A 19,032-nucleotide genomic window follows, 5' to 3' on the forward strand; every position below is an offset into this window, starting at 1 on the left:
GTCGAATCCGTTCTCCGACCTGATCGTTGCTATAAAGAATATGGTTACTGCCACGGGTAGGCTTAAGTGGCAATCGGCCGTAGTCAGCAGTCGGCTGACATCTGATGTTGACGCTAGGGGCACCATGCAGTGGTTCGATCTTTCGTATCAGCATCAACGGTTTAAAATACCGCCCGAATTGTTCAAAACGTGGTGCAAAATCTGTAATACGATAGGCATAGGATTCCGTATGGATTTCCGTGCAGAGCACATTTGAATTTTTGATGTAATATTGCTTGGTTTCCACAACTGCTTCCTCTGAACTGATCTTGAAAGTTCCACCTTGATTTTTATCGATCATACTGCCGAATACAAAGCTATCTTCGAACGATGGCCAGCACAACCATGATATGTTTGTATCGATGCCAACATGCGCTATGTAGGAACAATTTCCAATGATTCCAGATTGGTAGATATGTCTGTTTTCTGTTGTATTTTCGTTCATTATTTTACGATAAGTTGATTTAAAAATTGAAGAACATCTTCTTGTTCATCTAAATAATATTTTGCTGCAGATTTGTTGCTTCCTACCTTAATACTTATGGTCGATTGTGGTAAATACTTGAATAGATCTTCGTCGGTAATGTCGTCGCCAATAGCCAACATGAAATCTGCTTTTATATGTCCTGCGATTTCCAATGCCGCCTTACCTTTATTAACTTCTGTATTTTTGACCTCAATGACAGCATTTCCGTCCAGTAGTTGTAATCCATAGTCGTTGAGCATTGGGTTTAAGGTCTCCTTTAGCTCAGTTGCTTTAAGTTCGCCTAAGCCCAGTTCTACTTTTCTATAATGCCAAGCTAACGAGTAGGGCTTGACCTCGATGTAAGCCCCCGGAGTTTGATCGGCCAGTTTTTCCATCAGCTTTTTTACTTCAGGCATCCAATGGAGGGCCAATCCTTTCTTATACGACCAGTTGAAATTTGGGAAATTTGACCAAATGCCATGTTCGGCAACTAAATAGTACGATCGACCGTCAAACCAAGACGATAGGCTCTCTTGTGATCGGCCGCTTATGATGACCAATGTATTGAGTGGATCAGAAATGATATTATCCAAAAGGTTATACAACAGGGTCGTCGGAGTTGCTTTTTGGGCATGATTCTGGAATTTGACCAAAGTACCGTCATAGTCCAGAAAAAAGAGTCTATTGCTACTTTTGCTATACCTTTCTGAAATACTATTCAATACCTTATCCGAGATTCGCCTTGCCCATTCGTCACGTTGTATGGCTTTGGTCTCAGCCAAACGATTGGTAAAGAGCTGCACCCAATGTTGCACATTAAACTTCTGTATAATCTGAATATTGGCATCGGTACGTTCCTGAATTTCTTCGGGCGGCATTTTAAGCGCATAGTAAATACTGTCTGCCGTTTCTGTACGATTATAGGGGTTAATAATCAAGGCATCAACAAGTTCCTTGGAGGCGCCTGCAAACTCACTTAAAATCAATACCCCTTTTGATAAAGTCTTACTGGCGATATATTCTTTACTTACAAGATTCATCCCATCTCGCGTAGATGTAATCATACAGATATCGGATGCAACATATAATCCAACCAGCTCTTCGAATGGAAGTGATTTGTAAAAATATAGTACCGGTGTCCAGCTTAGATTTCCATAAATGGAATTGATTTCACTCACCTTCCGGTTAATCTCATCTTTCAGTTTTTTGTATTGCGATACCTTATCCCTGGAGGGTACGATAAGCATATACAATACAACTTTTGTATGCCATTCGGGGTATTTTTCAAGGAAAGTGAGAAAAGCACGTAATCGCTCTAATATGCCTTTGCTATAATCGAGTCTATCGACAGCTATAATAATTTTTTGATCGGGAAAATGGCTCCGGAATTGGCTTGCAATGGCCTGTATTTTAGGCTGACTGCTGACTTCGACGAATTTATCAAAATCAATGCCCATTGGAAAGGACTCTATAAATATATGACGATCCTTGTACTTGAGCTGGTTATGTCCAGATGATACATGCAGTATTTTTTTGCAGGCATTTAGAAAGTTCTGACTATCGGCGAAAGTATGGAATCCGATAAGATCTGCTCCCAGTAAACCTTCAACCAATTCTTTACGTTGCGGAATGTTCATAAAGAGTTCTTCTGAAGGAAAGGGGATATGGTGAAAATAACCGATGTTGAGCTCTTGGTTTTCTGAACGCAGCAGTTGAGGGAGCAGCATAAGCTGATAATCATGGACCCAAATAAAATCGGATGGCTCATCGATAGAAAGCGCAGCCTCGCAGAATTTCTTATTTACCATGACATAGGTAGACCAATATTCGCGGTCAAAATGGATGTAGCTCGGCTGATAATGGCAAATAGGCCAGAGGACCTCATTGGAATAACCTTCGTAGAAATTGCGTATTTCATCTTTGGATAAGAAAACAGGAAGCAAGTTCATCGGTTTGAGAAGCTCGACAATCTTTTCTTTTTCCTCTTCATCTTTGGGAACAATTCCCGGCCAGCCAACCCAAAGTATTTCATCCGTATCAAAGGCGGAATTTAAACCGGTTGCCAGTCCGCCCGCACTCGGCTTGATGATTAATTTTTCTTTTTTTCGCTCTATTTGTATCGGCAGTCTATTTGAAATTATTATTTTCTTCTTTTTCTTCATAAGAATATTAGATCGATTTATTTGCAGTGTGGAAGAGTTATATTGAAATAACGATGGGCTTGTAATCCACTTATCTGAACAACCTCGGGAGAGAATAGTTTGAATAAATTCAAATTAGAAAGACAATAGGGAAGCTGTTGAAGAAAGAACGCGGTAATTTGCAAAAAAAAAGACCTCTATTTCTACAGGTCTTTTTTTTTGCTATTTCATTAGATTACGATATACTGACCGCAGCAGCTTTTTCGTTATCCAGCTTTTTCATGAATTGATCGAGAATATCACCTAATCTCCCTGAAATTTCTCCTAAAATACTTTCCCAATCTTTAACTGTGCCATCACAATTGTCTGAAACAATTTTAATACTATGAAAGGTGAGATTTTTTTGAAAACAGAAATTCGCTAGGGCATAAGATTCCATATCAAATGCCAAAGGATTAAAATGTTTGATATCCTGATAAAAAGCAGTATTTACATTGATAAAACGATCCGATGTCAAAAGTGCATCTTCGTAGCGAAATTCATCAAGAGATATGGATTCCAATACGCCTTGACCTTTAAAAAACAAGGTGTTTTCCAGGAAAAATCCATCCGTATAAGCATCCCCTTGTGCATAGTATGCCGGATAAAGGACATGGCCTATCGGATGCCTTGTACAACCTACCGTGCCAACATTGAGAAGAACAGGACTAATCCCTAATGCTTTGATGTCTTCGTAAAGCGTAGCTACGGACAGGAGCGCATTTACTTTACCTACACCAATTTCGTATACAAAAGTCGATTCACTTGTCGAATTAAAAGATAGCTCATTTTTATTTGCTACCAAGATAATCGTTTCAATATCTTTATTCAGGATCATTTAATTTTCTTCGATATATGGATACTCAAATTCCAATTCTTCGGCAGTAATTAGATTTAAGAAGTTAACACAAGCCTGTTTTGATGTGGGAAAATCCATGAATGTGTAATTTCCGCAGCTAATCGGGTTTTGGAAAGGTACTTCGTATCCTTCTGTAAGAACAGTCTCTAATACTTCTTTCATCAATTCCGCCACGTTCTGAGGAGTTTTCGCTGTTCCAGCCAATACAACATAAAATCCCGTGCAACAACCCATTGGCCCAACATAAATAACTTCATCACCTAAGATGGTTCTAATTTCTGTTGCAAAACAATGTTCTAAGGTATGCATGACCTCAGGTGATAGCATACGCTCCGGAGAATTCGGTCTGATCATGCGAATGTCGTAAGTTGTATAACTTTCAACATTGCTGTTATTGGTTGTAGAAGCTTTAGCGTAGATCCCTTGTTTTAACTTGGTATGATCTACCGTAAAACTATTTACTTTTGCTTTTTCTTTTGTGTACATCTTGTTCTGTTCAAAGCTATAACGCTTGTGACGTTATAGGGGTTAAAAGTTGAATATCAAAAATTTCTACAAAGATACTAGATTATTGTAGAAAAGGACGACAAAACTGCTATTTTAACACTTCATAATGTTCGACTGTTGGAAATGGATCGTAGTAATGGTGTAAAAGTTTCTCCCATTCCTTAAATAATGCCGACCCCCTGAAACCAATGGTATGGTCTTCTAAAGTTTCCCATTCAACCAACAAAATGTACTGGTTATCTTTTTCAATACATTTACGTAAGGAATGCGTGATATAACCTTTACTCGCACTAATATACTGGCAAGCTGTTTTATAATCTCTTTCAAAATCGGACTGTTGCCCTTCAATAATTTGTAATACAGCTACTTCTAAAATCATAATTCGTTTTTTAAATAAAGTTTAGTAAATATATCAAACTTAGAGAATTTGTTTTTTATATGCAATACAATAACAAGCTTATCCGAACAATTTATTTGACATTCTTTTGATGCAGGCTTAGCTATTATTGTTTATGTCGGCAGTATCAGGTCCAGCTTTGTTGGTTTGCGAAGCGATGATCTGAATAACTAATGGAATACCGGGATTACGATTTTGGGCATTCCAAACTAAGGAGAGCGTTGTTCGTTGTGGTAAAGTGTTCAATTCAAGGAAAGTGACATCAACATGGTATCCGTTCTTTAAAGATGAAGGAACTATTGCAACCCCCAGTCCCTGAGCAACCATATTGAAAATAGTTAAAGCATTCACTGTGCGTAAAGTAACTTTGGGGATAAACTTATGATCACTAAAAATACTCATCACGAGATCATAATAAGAGTGGCTATAGTTTTTGGAAAATAAGATAAATGATTCATTTTTGAACGCATCAAGACTTGGTTGCGGCGACTTCAATAGGGGATGATTGTTGGGTAAAACGAGGCTAAAATGCTCTGTATGTATAGGCAGGCTACATAACCCGGGGGGCGTTTCGGAAAGACGAACAAACCCTAAGTCCAGTTCTTTTTTCTCCAGCAGATCCAGTTGGGTTTCATTCGCTAGTTCGTGAAGTGATAACTCGATATCAGGCTGCTGCTGTTTTAAGGTGACAAGCAATTGCGGTAAGATTGTTTGAACAGCCGACCCGATAAACCCCAGCTTTAAGGTGCTTATTTTACCGTTGGCAAAACTTTGAAGTTGAGTTTCAATCTGATCCAAGTGCCTAAATAGTTCTTTCACCTCCTGAAAGAGATACATCCCCGCTTCAGTCATTTGAACATTTCGTTTATTACGCTCAAAGAGTGTTACGCCATAGGATTCCTCCAGCTGCTTAATTTGCCTGCTCAAGCCTGGCTGCGCAATAAACAATTTTTCGGCAGCCCTTCTAAAATGCAGTTCTTCTGCCAATACTTTAAAATACAGTAAATGTCTTAGCTCTATTTGATAATTCATGGTTATCAATTGATGATAAAAATGGTATTTCTAATTATCAAATATAGCAAGTACATTTGAGTAAAGCAGTTATGATAATGGAAAAATTTTTATATGGCAGTGGGCAGCTAACATGCTCCACCGCTTTAGCGATAGCAAAAGGAACGGTTACCGGGGAAATTTCCCCCGAAGTCAAGGATAAGATCGAGCAAAGCGCCAGTTATGTCAGGAAAATAGTTGAGCGCTGTGAGGTTGTCTATGGGATCAATACTGGTTTTGGTCCATTGTGTACCACACTTATTGATGCAAGTCAAACGCAGCTGTTACAAGAAAATATTCTCAAAAGCCATGCTGTGGGTATGGGAGAACCTATAGCCAACGATTTGGCCAAATTGATGCTTATTCTTAAAGTTCACGCGCTTTCTAAAGGATTTTCAGGAGTTCAGTATACGACGATTGAGCGGATTATTTGGCATATTGAAAATCATGTCATTCCTGTGGTTCCCAAACAAGGTTCTGTCGGCGCATCGGGTGATTTGGCCCCATTGTCACATTTATTTTTACCATTGATTGGTTTAGGAAAAGTTAACGTAGAAGGGGAGATTGTGGAGACAGCTGCCGTTTTGGAAAAACACGGTATGGCACCGGTTCAGCTGGGCGCAAAAGAAGGGCTGGCTTTAATCAATGGAACTCAATTTATGGCTGCACATGGTGTGATGGCTGTTGCCGAGTTAAATCGTGTACTACAGAACGCTGACATTATTGCTACCTTAATGATTGAAGGCTTAAATGGTTCAATAAAACCATTTTTTACAGAATTACATCAATTACGCCCGCACCCAGGAAACCGCTATGTCGCTGCAAGCATTTTTAACATGCTTCATGGCTCGGCTATTTTGGAAAGCCACAAAGACTGTTCTCGTGTACAAGATCCCTACTCGCTGCGTTGTATCCCTCAGGTCCATGGAGCATCACGCAACGCTTGGTTTCATTTGAAGGATACCATAGAAATCGAAATAAATGCAGTGACCGATAATCCTGTGATCATTAATGATGAACTAACCATTAGTGGCGGTAGCTTTCACGGACAGTCAATTGCTTTGCCTTTGGATTATGCCACACTGGCCGCATCGGAAATTGGCAATATTTCGGACCGAAGGATCTATTTGTCTTTAGAAGGTCAAACCAACGGAGTCCCAAAATTGTTAATGAAGTCAACCGGTCTCAATTCAGGATTTATGATCTTACAATATAGCACTGCCGCGATTGCAAGTGAGAATAAAGGACTTTGTTTTCCTGCAAGTGCAGATAGTATTCCTACCTCTTTAGGCCAGGAAGATCATGTCAGTATGGGATCTATTGCCGGCCGAAAATTACTGCAGGTCATTGACAATGTCGATAAAATACTAAGTATTGAACTGTTATGTGCGGCACAGGCCAAGGATTACCATCAGCCATTAAAATCGACTGCAGCATTGGAAGCTATCCATGCAAGAATTCGCCAGTCTATTCCGCATATTGAATCCGATCAACCTATGGAAGAGCTGCTGACTGAGGCACAAAGGCTCGTAAAATCAGGCGAACTGATCACATTGCATCGTCAATATGCTACAGGTGAGATTGAAGCGGATTTGAAACAAAGGTTTGAAATGTTTTAAACGAAGAATGATGGAAAAAGAGCTGAAATTAGTTGGACCTTTTAGGCAGGTATTAACGATGTCAAATATGCCCGTTAATGGGACGCTCCACGATAAACAATTGGCTATTATTAAAGAAGGAGGTATTTTAATAGCAGGTAACAATATATTGGAAGTGGGGGATTTTGAGCAACTACAACTGCAATGGGGAAAGGAGGCGGCACTTGTACTTGTAGAAGGAGATCAGGTTGCTCTGCCAGGCTTTATTGATTGCCATACACATATTGCTTTTGCCGGTAATCGAGCGAATGATTTCGCCCTTCGAAATGCAGGCTCAAGCTACCTGGAGATTGCAGCGGCAGGAGGTGGGATCTGGAGCACCGTTTCCCATACGCGGGATTGTAACGTAGAAGAATTGATTGATCTCACTATCCAGCGCGCAAATTTTCTATTAAGGCAAGGAATCACAACAATTGAAGTTAAAAGTGGTTACGGCCTCAATGTTAAAGAAGAACTTAAGATATTACGGGGCATTCAGAAATCGGATCGTCGTACAGCATCAGACCTTATTCCAACTTGTTTGGCTGCACATATGCTCCCACGGGACTTCGACGGATCCGCAAAAGATTATCTTCATCTGATCACAACAGATCTTTTTCCCCTATTGAAATCAGAAGGGCTGTCGAATCGGATTGACGCATTTATCGAAAAAACAGCTTTTCAGGGGGAAGACATTGTGGCCTATTTACGAAAAGCAAAAGAAATGGGTTTTGATCTGACTATTCATGCCGATCAGTTTACCACTTCGGGAAGTCAGATTGCTGTAGAACTCGGTGCTCAATCTGCGGATCATCTTGAAGCATCAACTGCGGCTGAAATAGAACTTATCGCACACTCAACTACTGTTGCTGTAGCGCTGCCTGCAGCCTCTATTGGCCTTGGATGTGGTTTTACACCTGCTAGAAAGTTGCTGGATGCAGGTGCATGTTTGGCAATAGGAAGTGACTGGAATCCAGGGTCCGCGCCCATGGGACAGTTACTGACGAGTGCGAGTATTTTGGCAACAGCAGAAAAGTTGACGAATGCGGAGTTGCTTTCGGCACTAACCTACCGTGCTGCAAAAGCCTTAAACCTGTCGGATCGCGGCGTGTTGACCAAGGGCATGAAAGCAGATTTTAGTTTATTTAAAACAGATAATTATCAGGATATTACCTACTACCAAGGAAGCTTGCAGCCTACAGCAGTATGGAAAAATGGTCAGGAAGTATTCTCAATATAACAACATGGAAGATACATTTAAGAGTGAGGTTGCGGAAGGTATTCCGACCGTATTACCTCCAAAAGTAGAACGAGATCATACAATAAGTCATGCCCCCAGACGAAAGGATATTCTCACCAAGTCGGAAGAGAAGCTGGCCCTACGGAATGCATTGCGTTATTTTCCAAAACAATGGCATACGGTTTTAGCACCTGAATTTTTAGAGGAGCTTCGTAGTTTTGGGCGAATCTACATGTACCGCTTTAGACCCCAATATGCAATGCACGCTCGACCGATAGATGATTATCCAGCAGTGAGTAAGCAGGCGGCAGCTATTATGTTGATGATTCAGAACAACCTCGATCCAGCTGTAGCACAACATCCTCATGAACTGATTACCTATGGTGGGAATGGAGCTGTTTTCCAAAATTGGGCTCAATATCGCCTCACCATGCAGTATCTTTCGCAGATGACAGATGAGCAAACTTTACATCTTTACAGTGGTCATCCAATGGGGCTTTTCCCTTCCTCACAACATGCACCTCGTGTTGTTGTAACCAATGGCATGATGATTCCAAACTATTCGAAACCGGATGACTGGGAACGTTTTAACGCCTTAGGCGTTACACAATATGGGCAGATGACTGCAGGTTCCTATATGTATATTGGTCCACAGGGTATTGTGCATGGCACCACAATTACTGTCATGAACGCTTTTCGAAAACATTTAACAGTAGACGATACCATTCAAGGCAAGGTGTTTTTGACTTCTGGTTTGGGAGGTATGAGTGGCGCACAGCCCAAAGCAGGTAATATTGCCGGCTGTATCACCGTATGCGCTGAAATAAATCCCGTTGCGGCAAGAAAGCGGCATGAACAGGGTTGGGTAGACCGATTGGTAGAAAACATCGATGAACTCGTTGAACAGGTACAGTTGGCGATGGATCAAAAGGAAACAATTTCCTTCGCCTATATCGGTAATATTGTCGAAGTGTGGGAAGCCTTTGATCGCGAAAATATCCACATCACGGTAGGATCTGATCAGACATCATTACATAATCCTTGGTCTGGAGGCTATTATCCGATGGGGCTGACCTTTGCAGCATCCAATGCGTTGTTAGCGACCGATCCTGACCGGTTTAAGCGATGTGTACAAGAAAGCTTAGTACGACATGTCGATGCCATCAATAAGCATGTATCCAAGGGAACCTATTTCTTTGATTACGGCAATGCGTTTCTGTTGGAGAGCAGTCGTGCTGGTGCAGCGGTATGGAATGCTAAAAAGGATCAGTTCCGCTACCCATCTTATGTGCAGGATATTCTTGGTCCAATGTGTTTTGACTATGGTTTTGGACCCTTTCGCTGGGTTTGCACGTCTGGTAAGGCTTCGGATCTCCAAAAATCAGACGAAATAGCCATGACAGTTTTAGAAAAGCTCCGAAAAGAAGCCCCTGTGGAGATTCAGCAGCAGATGCAAGATAATATTCAATGGATCAAAGAAGCTGGTAAAAATAGACTTGTAGTAGGCTCTCAGGCGCGTATTCTTTATGCAGATTCAAATGGGCGTATTGCCATAGCAAAGGCTTTTAATGAAGCCGTAAAAAGTGGCTTATTTGAAGCACCTATTGTTTTGGGAAGAGACCATCACGATGTGAGCGGTACCGATTCACCTTATCGGGAAACAAGCAATATCTACGACGGCAGTCAATTTACAGCAGATATGGCTATTCATAACGTCATTGGCGACAGTTTCCGGGGGGCCACTTGGGTATCTATTCACAATGGCGGCGGAGTCGGTTGGGGTGAAGTCATCAACGGAGGCTTCGGTCTACTGCTAGATGGCTCTGAAGAAGCAGCTTTTAAGTTAGAAAAGATGCTGTATTTTGATGTGAATAATGGGATTGCTAGGCGCGCCTGGGCTAGAAATAAGGAAGCTAATCAGGCGCTAGATCGTACAATGGAGAAAAATACGACATTGCAAGTTACCCGCGCGCAACTTGTAGATGACGATATTATTGAACAATTATTTGATCTGAGCGAATGAACTTATTGTTGAATAATCCGGAAATATACAACAAAGGAGACCAAGCGGTCTGGAAGGGGCGTATCGATGGGCAGGATCGTGAATGGATGCGTTGGCATCAATTAATGGATTGTGTTGATCTTCTCGAGCAGCCCGATTTAAGGCAGTCCATTGCTTTTCTCGGATTCTGTAGCGATGAGGGGGTTGGACGCAATCAAGGTCGTGTAGGAGCCAAAGATGGACCGACAGCACTTCGGAATGTATTAACAAACCTTCCTGTACATTTTTCTGATAAACTAAAACTTAAAGACTGCGGTGATATACTTATAAAAGACAGTGATTTAGAGCTATCTCAACAGGGGCTTGGGGCTGCATTAAATTGTATTCTCGAACAAGAAGGATTTCCAGTCATCTTAGGTGGTGGCCATGAAGTAACTTACGGCCATTATTTGGGTGTTAAAGAATTTCTAAAGAGTCGTAACCAAAGTCTTAGCATTATTAATTTGGATGCCCATTTAGACATCCGTCCATTGCAGGATGGCAAAGGGAATTCTGGAACAGGCTTCTTTCAAATCGAGCAGGATCAGTCTAAAGCTGATTTGCCATTTCATTACTTGGCGATTGGTATTCAGGGAATTAGTAACACCAAGGGATTGCTGGACTATGCCAAAGAGAAGGATGTGCAGATTATTGAAAGAGAGAGTTTAGTCATTGAAAAGCTGGATTTAATTAGGGAAAAAATTGTTAGTTTTTCCAAATTAGTGGATTATGTGTATTTGACGGTTGATCTTGATGCTTTCGCTGCAGCCTATGCACCGGGAGTAAGTGCATTGGCATTTAACGGTATAGTTCCTGATCATTTGTTTTTTACGATCTACGATATGCTACTGGATCTGCCTAATCTAAAATCTGTCGATTTTGCCGAATTCAATCCCCATTTTGATATTGATTCCAGAACGGCCAAACTAACGGCTGATCTCATTTTTAAGTTGATAAACAAATTAGCAATTAAACTTGATTAGCAACTGCTCATTAGCTAAACAGGGGGCAAAAAAGATGGTTAGATACATTGCGACAGGAATCTAACCATCTTTTTTCATATTGGCGAGGTCTTAAAAAAGCACATCGGCTAATGCTGGATCCTTATCAAAAACTGATTTTGCAAAAGGACATAAAGGCATAATTTTTAAATTTTCTTTACGTGCATAAGTCACTGCCGCCATCAATAGCTGTTTACCTAGCCCTTTTCCTGCATATTCAGAATTTACTTCCGTGTGGTCTATAATGAATTTTGTAGGGCCAGCCCAGGTATAGGTCATTTGTGCCACTGACTTTTCCTGATCGATAACCTCAAAGCTACCATGTTTATCGTCATTTTTTTGTATTACTTCCATGAGCATGAATTTAATTAAAGAAAAGTACAAAATAGACAAAATCCAGCAATATATAATATGAACAGTGATTTAGAAAAACAGCTATTTCTATCAGCTAGATTGTATAATTGGCTTCCGTGTTTTGTAAAATTGCGGTGACCCTTTTAAATAGCTAATATTTTTAGTATGTTTGCTTTGCGTTATGAGTGTAAATCAAAGCAAAAGACAAGAATTTGCCATTGTGGACATAGAGACTACAGGTGGCAATGCAAAATCGAGCAGGATCACAGAGGTTGCCATTGTTATTCATGATGGTAATCAGGTTTTGGAACGTTGGGAGACCTTGGTGAATCCAGGGAAAGAGATTCCGAATTCGATTTTTGCGCTTACGGGCATAGACAATGACATGGTGAAGGACGCTCCGTTATTTGATCAGGTAGCCGAGCACATTTATGAAATGCTCAAAGACCGTATTTTTGTTGCGCATAATGTAAATTTTGATTATTCATTCATTCGATTTCAGCTTCAGGAATCGGGTTTCGAGTGGTCGGCGATTAAATTGTGTACAGTACGCTATGCGCGAAAAATAAAGCCGGGATTATTGTCCTATAGTTTGGGACGCCTATGTGATTATCTAGATATCCCGATTGAAAATAGGCACCGTGCGGGTGGCGACGCTGATGCAACAGCCATTCTCTTTGCTTATTTGAAAGTGCTAGATACCGAACAGGTATTTCAGGATATGATTAAACATAAAGCGCTAGATCAACGTTTTCCACCGCATTTAAATCCCTTGGAATATGAACAATTGCCCAACGAGGCTGGAGTCTATTATTTTCACGACAAAGCTGGAAAAGTAATTTATGTTGGCAAGGCCGTCAATATAAAAAAAAGAGTATTATCTCATTTTACAGGGAATAATATTCAAGCGCAAAGGCAACATTTCTTAAAAGAAATTCATCATATAAGTTATGAGTGCTGCGGGACAGAGCTGATGTCATTGTTGTTGGAATGTGCTGAAATCAAAAAATTCTGGCCAAAATATAATAGAGCACTTAAACGGTATGAGCCTAAATTTGGTTTGTTCTCTTATGAAGATCAAAATGGCTATCTCCATCTGGCAATTGGGAAGACAACAAGGGGACAAGAATGTATTCAGTTGTTTCAGCGGGAATATGACGCTATACAGTTGTTGCAAAGCTTTATTCAGCAGGACGCTATTAATCCGCAATTTTGTCAGTTTGGGCACGCCAGTTTGTCTACGAAAGCTTTAAAGAAGACCGAATTGCCCGATCGAGACCTACACAATACCCGGGTGGAACGTTGTATCGAGGATTGGCTCAAACAGCAGCCATCCTTTGTATTGATCGATAAAGGACGTAATTCCGATGAAAAAAGCTGTATTGTCATTGAAAATGGTGTTTTTTATGGAATGGGATATATTGATCAATACGGCCAGTATAGCAGGTTTGAAGATATAAAAGGACAAGTTAAAAGATATCAGAGCAATCACTACATGATGGAATTGGTCAAAATGGCAGCAGAAAGACAACCCGCTAAAATACATTTCTTAACAAAATCAAAGATTTTACCTGATGTTGCGGCAGAACCTGATTTCTCTTATGAAAAATTGGCTCCGAATAGCCTCTTTAATTTCTTTTAACAGTATATTTTCTATTCTTATTTTGGAAATGTCTTGCGTTTAGTCATTTCAATCTCAGTAATCTGTTAAAGAAATGTGAAATAGTAATTTATGCGCGATTTTGGTCCAATAGTTGAAATATTCTTTGTGTAGAATATTAAAAAAAGACTTTTCATAATTTAGGTTAATAATTGGTTAGTTAGTAAAAGCCTGAAGTTCCCCACTTCAGGCTTTTGTTGTTATTGACAATCATAAATCTCTTTGCTTAACATGTATAGTTTTGCTAAATCCTATTAACAAACGTAAAATCATCGATATAACCATTTATAAGATTTGTAAATCTTTGCGATTATCTGTAGTATTGTAGGTACACGCTAAAATGCGCGGCCTATGGTGTTTGCTTGAATGAAAGCAATTAACAATGGCGTCTATCAAGATTATATGATCAAATCTATTCGTTTTTTACTTTTAGGATTATTTCTTTGGGAGAACGTTTCTGCCCAAAAGCTTCCTACAGACTATGTCAACCCGTTTATCGGTACCAGCAATTATGGAACAACTAATCCGGGTGCTCAGGTTCCCAACGGCTTGATGAATGTTTCTCCGTTTAATGTAATGGGATCATCACTTAATGCATTTGATAAAGATGCAAGATGGTGGTCTACTCCCTATGAACATAGCAACAGTTATTTTACAGGTTTTTCTCATGTTAATTTAAGTGGGGTAGGATGTCCAGACATGGGAAGTTTGTTGTTGATGCCAACTTCAGGTAAATTAGAGGTTGATTATCATCAATATGGAAGTACCTATACGCAGGAGGTTGCCCATCCGGGGTATTATAGCAATGTGTTAAAGAAATACGGTATCAAAACCGAAGTTTCAGCGACAACCCGTGTAGGTGTTTCTAAATTTACTTTTCCAAAAGGACAGGCAAATATCCTGCTTAATTTGGGCGAAGGTTTAACAAATGAAACGGGAGCAACAGTTCGTTACGTAAGTGATACCGAAATAGAGGGATCTAAATTGTTGGGCTCCTTCTGTTACACGAACAATCAGGCTGTTTATCCAATCTTCTTTGTTATGCGTGTCAATAAAAAACCGTCAAAAAGAGGATATTGGAAATTCCAGCGTGCCGGAGAAAAATGGGAAAACGATTGGAATAAAGATGCCGGAAAATATAAAATTTTTACGGACTATACCGATCAGCTTTCCGGCGATGATCTTGGCGCATATTTTAGTTTTGATTTCAAAGAAAATGAAAGCTTAGAAGTACAGCTGGCCGTATCATTTGTGAGCGTTGAGAATGCGCGTAAAAATCTAGATGCTGAGCAAGCAGACTTTAGCTTTGAAAAAATACAAAAGAATGCAGCTTCGCTTTGGAACAATGCATTGTCAAAGATACAGGTAGAAGGTGGTACAGAGGACCAAAAAACAGTGTTCTATACAGCATTATATCATGCCATGATTCATCCAAATATCTTGCAGGATGTAAACGGAGAATATCCGGCAATGGAAAGTCGGAAAACACTTGTTGCAGATCACAATCGTTACACCGTGTTTTCGCTATGGGATACGTACCGAAATGTTCAGCCTTTAATGTCACTGGTTTATCCCGATAAGCAAGTGGGCATGATACGTTCCATGATCGATATTTATAAGGAAAGTGGTTGGATGCCCAAATGGGAGTTGTATAGCCGAGAAAGCTATACTATGGATGGCGACCCTGCAGTACCAGTGATCGTCGATGCATGGATGAAAGGCATTCGGGATTTTGATATCAATACAGCTTATGAAGCGTTTGTGAAATCGGCAACGACTACGGACTCCACGAATAAAATTAGACCAGACAATGCGGACTATGTGAAGTATGGGTATGTTCCACTGCGCGATTCATTCGATAATTCGGTATCTCATGCCATTGAATATTATGTTGCAGATTGGAATCTAGCGCAGTTGGCTGGTTCATTGGGGAAAACCAAAGATGCCCAGCTTTTTGCTAAGCGAGCACAAGGATATAAACATTATTATTCTTCGGAGTATGGGACTTTCAGACCTATTCTTCCTAACGGCGAGTTTTTAAGTCCATTTAGCCCATTAATGGGCGCCAATTTTGAACCTAATCATGGTTTCCATGAAGGTAACGCCTGGAACTATAGTTTTGCCATACCATTTGATATCCCTGGTTTGGTGAAATTGATGGGCGGAAAGCAAAAATTTGTGGATAGACTGCAGGCAACGTTTGATAAAGGGTATTTTGATGTTACCAACGAACCAGATATGCTGTATCCACATGTGTTTTCAGAAATCAAAGGAGAAGAATGGCGTACCCAAAAATTGGTTAAAGAAATTTTGGAGAAACATTTTACAAACAGTCCTGGGGGGATACCGGGAAATGACGATACGGGAACAATGTCTACATGGGCTTTAATGAACATGATTGGAATCTATCCTTTTTGTCCAGGTAGACCAGATTATACCGTTGTAACACCTGTATTCGACAAAGTGACCATCCAGCTCGATAAGAAATATTATCCAAACGGCGACAAAGTGACGATAAGACGTCAAAAAGAGGGTGCTGGTGATTATATCAAAAAGATCGTTATCGATGGAAAACCATTCAATGGATTTAAAATCAACCATCAAACTTTGGTCAACAGTAAGGATATTCTAATCGTTACTGGAAATAGATAATTAGGCAAACTAAACTGAAAAACTGATCTACACGATGAAATATATTAATTATGCGGTCTGTGCAGGCCTTTTGTCCTTAATTGGTTGTGCTTCACTAAAAAACTCCGATAAGACTTCTTATGTCGGATATGTAAATCCTTTTATTGGAACGGATTTTACAGGCAATACATATCCTGGAGCACAGTCACCTTTTGGAATGGTACAGCTTAGCCCAGATAATGGACTACCCGGCTGGGACCGTATTTCCGGATACTTTTATCCCGACAGTACGATTTCTGGTTTTAGCCATACACATTTAAGTGGAACTGGTGCCGGTGACTTGTACAACATATCTTTTATGCCGGTTACCTTACCATATCATGAAGCCGCGGCTCCCTTAGGTATACATTCCAAATTTTCGCATAAAGACGAAAAGGCTCACGCCGGATACTATCAGGTAAAACTTACTGATTACGATATAAATGTGGAGCTGACAGCAACGGCACGCTGCGGCATTCAACGTTATACCTTTCCAAAAGCCGAGTCTGCTGTATTTTTAGACTTAAAGAAAGCAATGAATTGGGATGCTACCACGGATTCGCACATCGAAGTGGTTGATTCTGTCACTATTCGTGGTTATCGTTTTTCGGAGGGCTGGGCAAGGGGCCAACGCGTTTATTTTGAAACTCGGTTTTCTAAGCCTTTTATGGCCGTTCATATCGATAGTTCAGCAATATTATCCAGCGCTGATACAACGGCAAAAAGTGCAAAACGCATTGGTACAGCATTCAAAGCACGTTTTGATTTCAAGACAGCAGCTGGAGAACAAGTGACTTTAAGTACGGCCCTTTCGGGTGTAAGTATGGAAGGCGCTTCCAAAAACTTAAAAGCAGAAGTTCCAAAAGATGACTTTGATTATTATGTAAAGGAGGCCGAGCAAAATTGGAATCACGAATTGGGTAGGGTAGCGATCGAGACCAAAGACAAAGAGGAGCAGGTTAAGTTCTATACAGCGTTATATCATTCCATGTTAGCACCGACGATTTTCGGTGATGTTGATGGTGCATATATGGGGGCTGACCGGAAGGTACATCAGGCCGAAGGTTGGACCAATTATAGCACGTTCTCACTTTGGGACACTTATAGAGCCTCGCATCCATTATTTACGTATATCGACCCTAGTCGAGTAAATGATATGATTAAGTCCTTCATCGCCTTTTATGAACAGCACGGCCGATTACCGGTATGGAATATTTACGGGAGTGAAACGGATATGATGATTGGGAATCACGCCATTCCTGTCATTGTAGATGCATATTTAAAAGGAATCGGTGATTTTGATGCATCAAAAGCGTTAGAAGCTTGTGTTGCCACAGCTAATATTGACAATTATCGGGGCATAGGTCTGTATAAGAAACTAGGCTATGTGCCTTATGATGTCAAAGATGAATACAATGCCGAAAACTGGTCCCTATCAAGAACGCTTGAATATGCCTATGACGATCATTGCATCGCAATGATGGCCGATAAGATGGGAAAGAAAGAGATTGCAGGAACATTTTTTGCAAGAGCTCAAAATTATAAAAATGTGTATAATCCGGCTACTTCATTTATGCAACCTCGAGATAGCCATGGTAAGTTTATTACCCCATTTGATGCGGAGGAATATAGTGCGCATATTTGTGAAAGTAATGCATGGCAATATTTTTGGTCTGTGCAACATGATATCCCTGGATTGATTAAACTCGTTGGTGGACAAGAGCGCTTTGGACAGAAGTTAGATAGCATGTTTACATTTCATCCTTCTGACACCAGCAAGCTTCCAATTTTTAGTACAGGAATGATTGGGCAGTATGCGCATGGTAACGAGCCGAGCCATCATGCACTCTATTTATTCAATGCCGTTGGACAGCCTTGGAAAACGCAGCAATATGCGGCAGAGGTAATGAACAAACTTTACTTGAATACACCTTCGGGATTAAGTGGAAATGATGACTGCGGGCAGATGTCGGCTTGGTATGTATTCAGCTCATTGGGATTTTATCCTGTAGATCCCATAAGTGGAAAATACGAAATCGGTACCCCTTTATTTGAAAAAGCTGAATTGAAGTTGTCCAATGGAAAGAAATTTACCGTGAAAGCTAACCATGTCAGTAAATCCAATATTTATATACAAGCCATTACGATCGATGGTAAGCCTCTTGAAACAAGTTATATCACACATGAACAAATTATGTCCGGAGCGACATTGGTGTTAGAAATGGGTGAAAAACCAGGGCCAGTATGGTACAAAAATAAATAGGATCAATAGGTCTATAGGTCTTCTTAAGTGAAGCCTTCAAATAATTAAGAGAAGCCTCCCAATGAATGTTTAATCGTTTCGGAGGCTTTTTATTTTGTCTGCTGGAACAATCAGGTTTTTGTAAAAGTATGTCGTGCTACACCATGTTCCATTCGGGAAGAGCGCATAATTTGGGATATCTCCGACTATCGTCCAGCCACATTTTTGATACATAATATAAGCCGGGCTATCGGTTACAGTATCTAGTACCAATAGTGTCTTATTTAGATCAATGGCTTTATTTTCAATGTGTTGAAGTAAATTTTGTGCAATGCCCATTCTTCGAAAGTCAGTATGGACTAACATTTTGGCTACATCTGCACGATGTGTCTGATTTGATGGGAGGTCGATTTGCAGTTGAACAGTTCCTGCGATTCGATGGGTAAAGGCATCTCTTGCAATAATCAATATTATTTTCTGTTCCTTGACCTTGTTCAGTACATCAGTCCAAAATTTTTTTGCCTGTTCAACTGTTAGATCTTCCATGAAACCTACGGAGGCACCTCCTTGGACAATATTAAAAGTCAGGTCTACTAGTTCGGAAATTAAGTTAATGCTAGATTCTTTGACTTCTTCAATGACAAAATCTGTATGGGAAATAGGTGTGGAACTCATGTGTTTGATTGGAG

15 protein-coding genes are annotated in these 19,032 nt (G+C 40.3%); 7 read left to right on the plus strand and 8 right to left on the minus strand.

Going from position 1 to position 19,032, the window contains the following annotated elements:
• The 6 genes from B2X72_RS15900 to B2X72_RS15925 all read right to left on the minus strand — a co-directional run.
• Positions 1 to 484 (minus strand): trehalase-like domain-containing protein (locus tag B2X72_RS15900; protein WP_286850585.1); only part of this gene is annotated, 484 nt, incomplete at its 3' end.
• The gene (locus tag B2X72_RS15905) at positions 484 to 2,667 is read right to left on the minus strand and encodes a bifunctional alpha,alpha-trehalose-phosphate synthase (UDP-forming)/trehalose-phosphatase (RefSeq protein WP_286850587.1); all 2,184 of its coding nucleotides are present in this window, start codon (positions 2,665 to 2,667) and stop codon (positions 484 to 486) included. The genes B2X72_RS15905 and B2X72_RS15900, both read right to left, overlap by 1 nt.
• Positions 2,668 to 2,881: 214 nt before the next feature.
• A complete protein-coding gene (locus B2X72_RS15910) occupies positions 2,882 to 3,523 on the minus strand; it encodes a hypothetical protein (RefSeq protein WP_153847369.1) in 642 nt (213 codons plus the stop codon).
• Positions 3,524 to 4,030: an S-ribosylhomocysteine lyase gene (locus B2X72_RS15915; RefSeq protein WP_075992695.1), complete on the minus strand. Its 507-nt coding sequence runs from the start codon at positions 4,028 to 4,030 to the stop codon at positions 3,524 to 3,526. It lies immediately after the preceding gene.
• A gap of 109 nt (positions 4,031 to 4,139) precedes the next feature.
• Positions 4,140 to 4,430: an antibiotic biosynthesis monooxygenase family protein gene (locus tag B2X72_RS15920; RefSeq protein ID WP_286850591.1), complete on the minus strand. Its 291-nt coding sequence runs from the start codon at positions 4,428 to 4,430 to the stop codon at positions 4,140 to 4,142.
• Between the two features lie 117 nt (positions 4,431 to 4,547).
• Complete coding sequence (locus tag B2X72_RS15925; RefSeq protein ID WP_286850593.1) at positions 4,548 to 5,480, minus strand: LysR family transcriptional regulator; 933 nt, start codon at positions 5,478 to 5,480, stop codon at positions 4,548 to 4,550.
• 77 nt (positions 5,481 to 5,557) lie between these two features.
• Between B2X72_RS15925 and hutH the strand changes: the two genes are divergently transcribed.
• The 4 genes from hutH to hutG are packed head-to-tail and all read left to right on the plus strand — an operon-like array spanning position 5,558 to position 11,399.
• Positions 5,558 to 7,117: a histidine ammonia-lyase gene (gene hutH, locus B2X72_RS15930; protein ID WP_286850595.1), complete on the plus strand. Its 1,560-nt coding sequence runs from the start codon at positions 5,558 to 5,560 to the stop codon at positions 7,115 to 7,117.
• A gap of 7 nt (positions 7,118 to 7,124) precedes the next feature.
• Complete coding sequence (hutI, locus tag B2X72_RS15935; protein WP_286850597.1) at positions 7,125 to 8,375, plus strand: imidazolonepropionase; 1,251 nt, start codon at positions 7,125 to 7,127, stop codon at positions 8,373 to 8,375.
• A 4-nt stretch (positions 8,376 to 8,379) separates the two neighbouring features.
• Positions 8,380 to 10,398 carry a urocanate hydratase gene (locus B2X72_RS15940; RefSeq protein ID WP_286850599.1) on the plus strand — a complete coding sequence of 673 codons (2,019 nt, stop codon included), beginning with the start codon at positions 8,380 to 8,382 and terminating at the stop codon, positions 10,396 to 10,398.
• On the plus strand, positions 10,395 to 11,399 hold the full coding sequence (gene hutG / locus B2X72_RS15945; RefSeq protein WP_286850601.1) for a formimidoylglutamase: 1,005 nt from the start codon (positions 10,395 to 10,397) through the stop codon (positions 11,397 to 11,399). Before B2X72_RS15940 ends, hutG begins: the two co-directional genes overlap by 4 nt.
• A 90-nt stretch (positions 11,400 to 11,489) precedes the next feature.
• Here the strand turns inward: hutG and B2X72_RS15950 are convergent, their stop codons facing one another.
• Entirely contained in the window at positions 11,490 to 11,771 is a 282-nt protein-coding gene (locus B2X72_RS15950; protein WP_145326772.1) for a GNAT family N-acetyltransferase, read from the minus strand.
• Positions 11,772 to 11,952: 181 nt separating this feature from the next.
• Between B2X72_RS15950 and B2X72_RS15955 the strand changes: the two genes are divergently transcribed.
• The 3 genes from B2X72_RS15955 to B2X72_RS15965 all read left to right on the plus strand — a co-directional run bounded on the left by B2X72_RS15955 (position 11,953) and on the right by B2X72_RS15965 (position 18,364).
• Positions 11,953 to 13,413 (plus strand): exonuclease domain-containing protein, encoded by a 1,461-nt coding sequence (locus B2X72_RS15955; RefSeq protein ID WP_244294275.1) that lies wholly within the window; start codon positions 11,953 to 11,955, stop codon positions 13,411 to 13,413.
• A 384-nt stretch (positions 13,414 to 13,797) separates the two neighbouring features.
• On the plus strand, positions 13,798 to 16,083 hold the full coding sequence (locus B2X72_RS15960; protein ID WP_286850605.1) for a GH92 family glycosyl hydrolase: 2,286 nt from the start codon (positions 13,798 to 13,800) through the stop codon (positions 16,081 to 16,083).
• A 34-nt stretch (positions 16,084 to 16,117) separates the two neighbouring features.
• Positions 16,118 to 18,364: a GH92 family glycosyl hydrolase gene (locus B2X72_RS15965; protein ID WP_286850607.1), complete on the plus strand. Its 2,247-nt coding sequence runs from the start codon at positions 16,118 to 16,120 to the stop codon at positions 18,362 to 18,364.
• Positions 18,365 to 18,433: 69 nt separating this feature from the next.
• Here the strand turns inward: B2X72_RS15965 and B2X72_RS15970 are convergent, their stop codons facing one another.
• Positions 18,434 to 19,018 carry a GNAT family N-acetyltransferase gene (locus tag B2X72_RS15970; RefSeq protein WP_145331236.1) on the minus strand — a complete coding sequence of 195 codons (585 nt, stop codon included), beginning with the start codon at positions 19,016 to 19,018 and terminating at the stop codon, positions 18,434 to 18,436.
• Positions 19,019 to 19,032: the final 14 nt, after the last annotated feature.

The sequence above is a fragment of the Sphingobacterium sp. UBA7253 genome (assembly GCF_002472745.1).
GTDB classification, from domain to species: Bacteria; Bacteroidota; Bacteroidia; order Sphingobacteriales; family Sphingobacteriaceae; genus Sphingobacterium; species Sphingobacterium siyangense.

Bases quoted from the DNA above. Each gene is read 5' to 3' on its own strand.
- B2X72_RS15905 (WP_286850587.1), bottom strand. From the start codon at position 2,667: ATGAAGAAAAAGAAGAAAATAATAATTTCAAATAGACTGCCGATACAA.
- B2X72_RS15910 (WP_153847369.1), bottom strand. From the start codon at position 3,523: ATGATCCTGAATAAAGATATTGAAACGATTATCTTGGTAGCAAATAAA.
- B2X72_RS15915 (WP_075992695.1), bottom strand. From the start codon at position 4,030: ATGTACACAAAAGAAAAAGCAAAAGTAAATAGTTTTACGGTAGATCAT.
- B2X72_RS15920 (WP_286850591.1), bottom strand. From the start codon at position 4,430: ATGATTTTAGAAGTAGCTGTATTACAAATTATTGAAGGGCAACAGTCC.
- B2X72_RS15925 (WP_286850593.1), bottom strand. From the start codon at position 5,480: ATGAATTATCAAATAGAGCTAAGACATTTACTGTATTTTAAAGTATTG.
- hutH (WP_286850595.1), top strand. From the start codon at position 5,558: ATGGAAAAATTTTTATATGGCAGTGGGCAGCTAACATGCTCCACCGCT.
- hutI (WP_286850597.1), top strand. From the start codon at position 7,125: ATGATGGAAAAAGAGCTGAAATTAGTTGGACCTTTTAGGCAGGTATTA.
- B2X72_RS15940 (WP_286850599.1), top strand. From the start codon at position 8,380: ATGGAAGATACATTTAAGAGTGAGGTTGCGGAAGGTATTCCGACCGTA.
- hutG (WP_286850601.1), top strand. From the start codon at position 10,395: ATGAACTTATTGTTGAATAATCCGGAAATATACAACAAAGGAGACCAA.
- B2X72_RS15950 (WP_145326772.1), bottom strand. From the start codon at position 11,771: ATGGAAGTAATACAAAAAAATGACGATAAACATGGTAGCTTTGAGGTT.
- B2X72_RS15955 (WP_244294275.1), top strand. From the start codon at position 11,953: ATGAGTGTAAATCAAAGCAAAAGACAAGAATTTGCCATTGTGGACATA.
- B2X72_RS15960 (WP_286850605.1), top strand. From the start codon at position 13,798: ATGAAAGCAATTAACAATGGCGTCTATCAAGATTATATGATCAAATCT.
- B2X72_RS15965 (WP_286850607.1), top strand. From the start codon at position 16,118: ATGAAATATATTAATTATGCGGTCTGTGCAGGCCTTTTGTCCTTAATT.
- B2X72_RS15970 (WP_145331236.1), bottom strand. From the start codon at position 19,018: ATGAGTTCCACACCTATTTCCCATACAGATTTTGTCATTGAAGAAGTC.